The organism is Nocardia sp. NPDC051570 (assembly GCF_044454005.1).
Lineage (GTDB): Bacteria > Actinomycetota > Actinomycetes > Mycobacteriales > Mycobacteriaceae > Nocardia.
The window spans coordinates 180,024-187,600 of sequence record NZ_JBITDI010000003.1; the positions used below are offsets into that span (position 1 = coordinate 180,024).

The 7,577-nt window shown below is 69.6% G+C and carries 1 protein-coding gene; it reads left to right on the forward strand.

The genetic code is table 11. From position 1 onward, the window contains the following. The first annotated feature begins 187 nt into the window (after positions 1-187). On the forward strand, positions 188-7,507 hold the full coding sequence (locus ACIA76_RS07940; RefSeq protein ID WP_397149808.1) for an amino acid adenylation domain-containing protein: 7,320 nt from the start codon (positions 188-190) through the stop codon (positions 7,505-7,507). Positions 7,508-7,577: the final 70 nt, after the last annotated feature.

Sequence of the window (7,577 nt, forward strand, 5' to 3'; positions counted from 1 at the left end):
TGTGACGCAGCTCATCCGATTGGAGTAATCCCGCAACGCTCGGGCACCCTTCTACCGATGAGTAGTAGATAGCTCGGGCAGACCCGCCGCACCCCGCGCACCTATATGATTGCCCGGACCGCGGGGTGGGGGCGTCGAACTTGTTCGGCGTGCGGACCTGATGAACGCGAGAGGTGAAAGCACTCGAATGGATACTGCCCGCCGTTCCGCCCGCGGGGGTCGTCGCCGTCGGTCGGGCAGCCCGCTGTTCGGTCAGCTGCTCACCGCAGCGGTGGAATCCGCGGCCGATTCGGTGGCGATCCGGTTCTCCCCGACCGGTGACCCCGCCGATGCCCGCGAACTGACCTATCGGGAATTCGACGAGGCCTCCTCACGTATGGCCCGGGAGCTGATCGACCGCGATATCGGCGCCGGTGACGTCGTCGCCATCGGCATCACCCGCTCGATCGAATCGGTGCTGTCGGTCTGGGCGATCGCCAAGACCGGCGCCGCCTACGTCCCGATCGATCCGACCTATCCCGCCGAGCGGATCGCCCATATCGTCGCCGATTCCGGTGCGGTGCTGGGCCTCACGACCTCCGCACACCGGTCCGCCCTGGGTACCGGTCTGTACTGGCTCGAACTCGACGATCCGGTGGTGGCCGATCAGGTCGCGACCCGGCCGTCGCATCCGATCTCCTATACCGACCGGGTGCGCCCGCTGACCGAGCAGCATCCGGCCTACGTCATCTACACCTCCGGCTCGACCGGCCGCCCCAAGGGCGTGGTGGTCACCCATACCGGCCTGGGCGCGCTGGTGGCCGCCGAACGCGAGCACTACGGCGTCGGCGAGGACTCCCGCGTCCTGCATGTCTGCTCACCCAACTTCGACGTCTCGGTGCTGGAACTGCTGTTGGCGTTCTCCTCGGGCGCGGCCCTGGTGGTGTCGCCGCCGCAGATCTTCGGCGGCTTCGAACTGGCGGATCTGCTGCGGCGCGAACAGATCACGCATCTGCTCATCACGCCCGGCGCACTGGAATCGGTGGATCCGAGCGGCCTGGACGACCTCGAGGCGGTCGTCGTCGCCGGTGACAAGTTCGGCCCGGAACTGATGAGCCGCTGGGCCCAGGGCAGTCGGCTGTTCTACAACGGCTACGGCCCGACCGAGGCGACCATCCTGGCTACCTCCAGCGCCCCGCTCGAGCCGGGTGAGCCGGTCACCATCGGCTCCCCGATCGCGGGAGTCGGTGCGTTCGTACTGGATTCGCGGCTGCGTCCGGTGCCCGCCGGAGTGATCGGCGAACTGTATCTGTCCGGACCGGCGCTGGCCCAGGGCTATCTGGGGCGGCCGGGCCTGACCGCGGAACGCTTCGTGGCCAGTCCGTTCGGCGCCGCCGACGGTACCGGTGCCCGGCTGTATCGCACCGGAGATCTGGTGCGGCGCAACGATTCCGACGGCACCATCGAATACCTGGGCCGCTCGGACTTCCAGGTGAAGATCCGTGGTTTCCGCATCGAACTCGGCGAGATCGATAACGCGCTGACCGCCCACCCCGACCTCGACTATGCCGCCACCCTCGGCCGCACGCTGCCCTCGGGCGCGACGGCGCTGGTGGCCTATGTCCTCCCGCGCGCCGGAACCTCGGTCGACACCGGCGAATTGGTGGACTTCCTGTCGGAATCGTTGCCCGCGTACATGATTCCCGCCGCGATCATGGTGCTCGACGAGCTCCCGCTGACCCCGGTCGGCAAGCTGGACCGTGCGCGCCTGCCCGAACCCACCTTCGCCGCAAGGGAATTCCGCGCTCCCGCCACCCCGGTCGAGGAGATCGTCGCCGATGTGTTCGCGGCGCTGCTCGTGCCGGGTGACGAGGACAATCCGGGTCGGGTGGGCGTCGACGACGACTTCTTCGAGCTGGGTGGCAACTCGCTGCTGGCGGCCCAGGCCGCCGCGCGTATCGGCGCGGCGCTGGGTCTGCGGGTGCCGGTGCAGCTGCTGTTCGAGGCGTCCACCGTGGGCGCGTTGGCCGAACGCGTGGAGCGCCATTCCGGTTCGGCGGTCGGGCAGCAGCTGCGCCCGATGCCGCGCCCCGAACGTATTCCGCTGTCGTATGCGCAGCAGCGCATGTGGTTCCTCAACCGCTTCGATCCGGCCAGCGCCGTCAACAACATTCCGGTCGCGGTCCGGCTGACGGGCGGCCTCGACGTGGCCGCGTTGCGCGCGGCCGTGCGAGATCTGGTGGAGCGCCACGAGGTACTGCGCACGATCTATCCCGAACTCGACGGCGAGGGTTACCAATTGGTGCTCGCGGCGTCGGATCCCCGTGCGGTGCCGGAACTTCCGGTCGTCGAGGCGGATCAGGCCGAGGTGTTCGGACTGGTCGCCGCGGCCGTGACCACCGGCTTCGACGTGACCCTCGCGCCGCCGCTGCGGCTGCGGGTGATCCGGCTGTCGGATACCGAATACGTGCTGGTGTGCGTGGTGCACCACATCGCGGGCGATGGCTTCTCGATGGGACCGCTGACCCGCGATCTGATGACCGCCTATCTGGATCGCGTCCGCGGCGGCCAGCCGGAGTGGACCCCGCTCGAGGTGCAGTACGCCGATTACGCGCTGTGGCAGCGCGAGGCGCTCGGCGGCGAGGACGATCCGGAATCGCTGCTGTCGCAGCAGATCGAGTACTGGCGGCAGACGCTGGCCGCGCTGCCCGACCAGTTGGAGCTGCCCGCCGACCGCCCGCGTCCGGCCATGGCCACCAACCACGGCGCGACGCTGGACTTCGAGATCGGCGCCGGGGTGCACGCCGCCCTGAATCGTCTTGCGCACCAGAATAATTCGACGCTGTTCATGGTCGTGCATGCCGCGCTCGCGGTGCTGCTGGCCCGGTTGTCGGGCACCCGCGACATCGCGATCGGCACACCGGTCGCGGGTCGCGGTGAGGCCGCACTGGACGATCTGATCGGCATGTTCGTCAATACGCTCGTGCTGCGCACCGATGTCGATCCGGCTACCCGCTTCGACGAACTGCTCGCCGCGGTCCGCGGCACCGATGTGGCCGCGTTCGGACATGCGGATGTGCCGTTCGAACGGCTCGTGGAACTGCTGGATCCGGTCCGCTCGGCGGGCCGGCATCCGCTGTTCCAGGTGATGCTCACCTTCCAGAACCTCGCCCAGACCCATCTGGAACTGCCGGGGCTGGCGGTCGCCGGGGTGGATATGTCCGTCCCGCTGGCCAAGTTCGATCTGCAGCTGACGCTGGCCGAGCGTATCGATGAACACGGTGTGCCGCAGGGCATATCGGCGGCGTTCAACTACGCCACCGATCTGTTCGACGACGCGACCGTGCAGGACTTCGCCGACCGTCTGCGCCGCGTGCTGGACGCGGTCGCCGCCGATGCCACGGCCGTGGTCGGCGATATCGACGTGCTCGCGCCGGGCGAGCGCGAACTGGTACTGCGCGAATGGAATTCCCCCGGCGTCGAGGTGCCCTCGGTCACGCTGGCCGATCTCGTCGCGGCACAGGCACGTCGGCGTCCGGACGCGGTCGCGGTTCGCTCCGGCGAGGCCACGCTCACCTTCGGCGAGCTGCAGCGCCGGGCGAATCGGGTGGCGCGGGCGCTGATCGCGCACGGCGCCGGGCCGGAAAACCTGGTGGCCGTGGCGATTCCGCGCACCGAGGCGCTGCCGGTCGCGCTGCTCGGCGTGCTGACGGCGGGCGCGGGCTATCTGCCGATCGATACGACCTATCCGCGGCAGCGGCTCGAGTTCATGCTGAACGACGCCGCGCCCACCTGCATCCTCACCACTGCCGAGGCGCGGGAATCCCTGCCGGACAACGATATTCCGGTGCTGCTGCTGGAGCAGGCCGAGGCGTTCGACGACCGTCCGGTGACCGACGCGGACCGGATCGCGCCGCTGCGGCCGCACGATCTCGCCTATGTCATCTACACCTCCGGCTCCACCGGCGTGCCCAAGGGCGTCGGCGTCACGCACCGCAACGTGCTGGAGCTGTTCGCCAACACCCAGCTGCTGTTCGAATTCGACGAGACCGATGTGTGGACGCTGTTCCACTCGTTCGCCTTCGACTTCTCGGTCTGGGAGCTGTGGTGCGCGCTGGCCAACGGCGGCGCGGTCGTCGTGGTCGACTATCTGACCTCCAGATCGCCGGAACTGTTCCGCGAGTTGCTGATTCGCGAACAGGTCACCGTGCTCAATCAGACGCCCTCGGCCTTCTACCAGCTGGCCGAGGCCGATCGCGCCGTACATTCGGATGCGGGCAAGTTCGCGCTGCGCTACGTGGTGTTCGGTGGCGAGGCCCTGGATCTGCGGCAGCTCCAGCGCTGGTACGAGCGGCACGCCCCGGACGCGCCGCAGCTGATCAACATGTACGGCATCACGGAGACGACCGTGCACGTGTCGTTCCTGGAGCTGGACGAGCGGCTGTGCGACAGCCCGGCCAGCGTCATCGGCCGGGCGCTGCCGGGCCTGGAGGCCGCCGTGCTCGACGCTCGGTTGCATCCCGCGCCGGTCGGCGTGGCCGGTGAGATGTACGTTGCGGGACAACAGCTTTCGCGAGGCTATCTGGGCCGTCCCGCACTGACCGCGGCCCGTTTCGTGGCGAATCCGTACGGGGCGCCCGGATCTCGGATGTACCGCACCGGCGATATCGGCCGCTGGGCCGGATTCAACGGCGAGGCGAATCTCGAATACGCCGGGCGTAGCGATCAACAGGTGCAGCTGCGCGGCTTCCGCATCGAACTCGGCGAGATCGAGGCGGCGCTGCTGCGCTGCACGGGCGTGAGCCAGGCCGTGGTGGTCGTGCGCGCCGACGAGCACACCGGTGACCGGCTGGTGGGCTATGTGGTGGCCGATGCGGGCGCCGCAGTGGATTCGGCCGCGCTGCGCGCCGAGGTGAGCGAATTCCTCACCGGCTACATGATTCCCGACGCGCTGGTGATCCTGGACGCGCTGCCGCTGACCCCGAACGGCAAGCTCGACCGCAGGGCGCTGCCCGCGCCGGAGTTCCTCGGTTCGGCCGCCTACCGCGCGCCCGGCACCCCGATCGAACAGGCCGTGGCCGAGGTGTTCGGCGAGCTGCTCGCCGCCGCCGAGGTGGGCCTGGACGACGACTTCTTCGGCCTCGGCGGCAATTCGCTGCTGGCCACTCGCGCGGTCGCGCGGATCAACGAGGCGCTGGACGGGAATCTAGCCGTGCGCGAGCTGTTCGAGGCGCCCTCGGTCGCCGCGCTCGCGGCCCGCATCGTGCCCGGCGCGGCGGCCGGGGCGGCCCGGCCGCGACTGGGTCCGGCCCCGCGCACCGACCGGGTGCCGCTATCGCTGGCGCAGCAGCGGATGTGGGTCATCAACCAGCTCGATCCCGAATCGCCCTCGTACAACATCCCCTTGGCGATCCGGCTGACCGGCGCACTCGATGTGGACGCGCTGCGCCACGCGGTCGGCGATGTGGTGGAGCGGCACGAGGTGCTGCGCACCCGCTATCCGGCGGGCCCGGGCGGGCGGCCGTATCAGGAGATCCTGCCGGTGAGCGAGGCGCTGCCGCACGGGCTGGACGTGGAGACCACCGACGATCCGATCGGCCGCGTCACCGCGCTGCTATCCACCGGATTCGATGTGACGCGACAGGTTCCGGTGCGCGCGCTGCTCCTGCGGAGCGGCGAGGAGCAGCTGCTGGCGCTGGTCGTCCATCACATCGCCGGTGACGGCGCGTCGATGGCGCCGCTGGCCCGCGATCTGGTGACCGCCTATCTGGCCCGCAGTCATGGCGGCGAGCCCGGCTGGGCGCCGCTCGAGGTGCAGTACGCCGACTTCGCCCTGTGGCAGCGCGGCGTGATCGGCGCCGACGACGACGAGAATTCTGTCGCCGCACGGCAATTGGCCTATTGGCGCGAACAGTTGGCCGGATTGTCCACCAGCCGGGTACTTCCGATCGATCACCCGCGGTCGGCGACGCCGTCCATGCGCGGTGCGACGGTGGGCATGCTGGTGCCCCAAGCCGTGCACGAGGGCCTGGTCCGGGTTGCGCGCGAACATAATTCGTCGCTGTTCATGGTGGTGCACGCCGCCCTGGCCGCGCTGCTGGCCCGGCAGTCGGGCAGCGCCGATATCGCCATCGGCACCGCGATCGCGGGCCGCGGCGAGCGCGCCCTGGACGATCTGGTCGGCATGTTCGTCAACACGCTGACCCTGCGCACCGGGGTGAGCACGGCCGACACCTTCGACGATCTGGTCGAAAGGGTCAGGGATACCGACCTTTCCGCCTTCGCCAACGCCGATATCCCGTTCGAGCGGGTGGCCGAGGTCCTCGCGCCCGGCCGATCCGGCGCGCAGAGCCTGTTCCAGGTGGTGCTGTCGTTCCAGAACACCGAACAGGCCACCCTCGAGCTACCCGGGCTGACCATCACCGCCCTCGACACCGACGCGGTCGCGGCGAAATTCGATCTGCAGGTGACCGTGGAACCGCGGCACGAATCCGACGGCGCGCCGGGCGAACTCGTGACCGTCCTGACCTATGCGACCGAGGTGTTCGACGAGGCGACCGTCTGGGCGCTGGGACGTCGCTTCGAGCGCATGCTGACCGCGGTCGCGGCGGATCCGCAGATCCTGATCGGCGCGATCGATCTGTTCGACGCGGGGGAACGAGCGGTCGTCCCCGCGCACGAACCGGTCGAGACCGCTTCGACCATCGGCACCGCGCTGGCGCAGGCGCTGGCCGCGGCCGTCGAGGACGATCCGGACGGTCCCGCACTGGCCTTCGGCGAGGAGGCGATCAGCTATCACGAGCTCGACGCGCGCTCCTCGCGGCTGGCCCGGGTGCTGATCGGGCGGGGCTGCGGTCCGGGCGTCGGTGTGGCGCTGCGGCTCGATCGCGGCGTCGACGCCGCCGTGGCCACCTGGGCGGTGCTGAAGGCCGGTGCCGCGGTGGTGCCGACGGCCGACGGCGTGACTCCGCCCACGACATTGGAAATCAAGGTGGGACTGGCGAATTCGGCCGTCGGCGAGTCCGGTGGCATCGACTGGCTGGTGCTCGACGAGGTGGCAGTGCTCGCCGAGATCGCCGGGGAGTCGGCGCGCCCGGTGACCTATGCGAACCGGATCCGGGCCCTGCGCGGGGCCGATCCGGCCTTCGTCGGCGCGGGGACCGCGCTGAGTTACGACGGTCTCGCGGACGCGGTGGATCGGATGCGGTCGCGCACCGGACTCACCTTCGAATCGCGCACCTTCCGCCACGGTGACACCGGGTCGGTCGCGGGCGTGCTCGAGATCGTGGCGATCGGGGCCACCGGCGCATCGCTGGTGCTGCCCGCCGACGCGAGCGCCGAGGCGCTGGCCGACGAGTGGGTCACCCACCTGTTCATCGACGCCGACGGTCTCGCCGGATTGGATCCGCAACCGCTCGAGGATCTTCGGGCGGTGGTGATCGAGCGGGGACCGGTTCCGGTCGCCGGATTCGGTGCGGCCGATGTCGTGATCACCCTCGACGAATTGCTGCCCGGAGAGAGTAAGTAGCCCGTTGAATCTCGGTGATCCCGGCAGGATTGCGGAGGTTCGACATGAGCGCACAGAAGGTTTCATCGTG